The following is a 1,743-nucleotide window of genomic DNA, read 5'->3' on the forward strand; positions in this document are numbered from 1 at the left end:
GGGGAGCCCGTTCCGGGCTGAAATTTCTGTGGTCGCTCGCTGTCGTCGGGTCTGCGTGGCAGCGTCGCGCCTCGGCCCGGTGGCCGGTCGTGGGCTTGGTGTGCCCCGTAGGTCTGTTCCGTCACGGAAGACCCGGGGCGGCGTGACGATCATCGCGGCTGCCCACCGACGTCGACGTACCTTGGTCGTTTCAGGCCGTGATTTAGTCGGGCGCCGGGAACCGCACCCGAAGGGCCCTTCCCTGTTGCCTCGAGCACGAGGATCAGATTCGATCCTGCCCCGCGGCTCCCACGGGCAGCCCCCTGTCCGGACCCACCGCAGACGGGAGGCACCCGATGGTGCTCAAGGAGACGCAGGAAACGGAAGAGATCATCCGGCGGGTCGCCGCGCTCGACATCGGCAAGGCCGAGCTGACCTGCTGCGTGCGGGTCCCCGACGACGACCGGCCGGGCCGGCGGCTGCAGGAGGTCACCACCCACACGACCATGACACGCTCGCTGGTCGGGCTGGCCGACCAGCTGCGCGCCCTCGGCGTGACCCGGGTCGTCATGGAGGCCACGTCGGACTACTGGCGCTCGCCGTTCTACGTGCTCGAGGCCGCCGGCTTCGAGACGTGGCTGGTCAACGCCCGCGACGTCAGACACCTGCCAGGAAGGCCCAAATCAGACGCGATCGACGCCGTCTGGCTGTGCAAGGTCGCGGAGCGGCAGATGATCCGGCCCAGCTTCGTCCCCCCGGCCGACCTGCGCCGGCTCCGCGATCTGACCCGCTACCGCACCGACCTCGTCAACGTCCGCACCGCGGAAATGAACCGGGTCGAGAAGCTCCTCGAGGACGCCCAGATCAAGCTCGGGACCGTCGCCTCCAAGCTGTTCGGCGTGTCCGGCCGGGCCATGCTCGCCGCCCTCGTCACCGGCGAGCGTGACCCGAAACGGCTCGCGCAGCTCGCCCGCACCGTGCTACGCCGCAGAATTCCCGAACTCGAAGAGGCCCTTACCGGCAGCTTCACCGAGCACCATGCCTACCTGCTCGGCAGGATGCTCGCCCGCATCGACGCCGCCACCGCCGACATCGACGAACTCGACACGAAGATAGAGACCGCCGTGGCGCCATACGCGGACCTCGCCGCCCGGCTCGACGAGATTCCCGGCATCGGACCTGACAGCGCCCGCGTCCTGATCGCCGAGATCGGCACCGACGCGACCCGCTTCCCCACCGCCGGTCACCTTGCCTCCTGGGCGAGGTTCGCCCCCGTCACCCAGGAGTCCGCCGGCCGGCGCAAAGGCCGCAACTCCACCGGCAAGGGCAACCGCTACCTCGCCCGCACCCTCGGCGAGGCCGCCGTGGGCGCCAGCCGGACCCGCACCTTCCTCGGCGCCCGTTACCGACGCCTCGCCCGCCGCGGTCAGAAGAAGGCCATCGTCGCCGTCGGCCGCTCCATCCTGACCATCGTCTGGCACCTGCTCGCCAACCCCGACACCCGCTACCACGACCTCGGCCCCGACCACTTCGACCGCCGCCTCAACCCCGACCGCGTCCGCCGCACCCACGTCCGCGCCCTCGAAGCCCAAGGCTTCACCGTCACCCTCACCCCCGCCGCCCCGACCGGCCCCGCCCCCGCCGCCTAACCCACCAGACCGGCACGTCCCAGCGTGGTCGCCCCCTGTCAGTGACCGTTCCAGCGTGGTCGCCGACGGGTGGGCGCGAGCCTGCCCACGTTGCGTCTTAATTTCGGATCAGGTC

Annotated in this window: 1 protein-coding gene; it reads left to right on the forward strand. The window is 70.7% G+C overall.

Features of this window, described 5'->3' with window-relative positions:
- The first annotated feature begins 335 nt into the window (after positions 1–335).
- Positions 336–1,628: an IS110 family RNA-guided transposase gene (locus FF36_RS31220; protein WP_044888808.1), complete on the forward strand. Its 1,293-nt coding sequence runs from the start codon at positions 336–338 to the stop codon at positions 1,626–1,628.
- The last annotated feature ends 115 nt before the right edge of the window (positions 1,629–1,743 follow it).

This window comes from Frankia torreyi, assembly GCF_000948395.1.
GTDB lineage: Bacteria > Actinomycetota > Actinomycetes > Frankiales > Frankiaceae > Frankia > Frankia torreyi.

Excerpts from the sequence above, each read along its gene's own strand:
- FF36_RS31220 (WP_044888808.1), top strand. The coding sequence starts at position 336 with ATGGTGCTCAAGGAGACGCAGGAAACGGAAGAGATCATCCGGCGGGTC.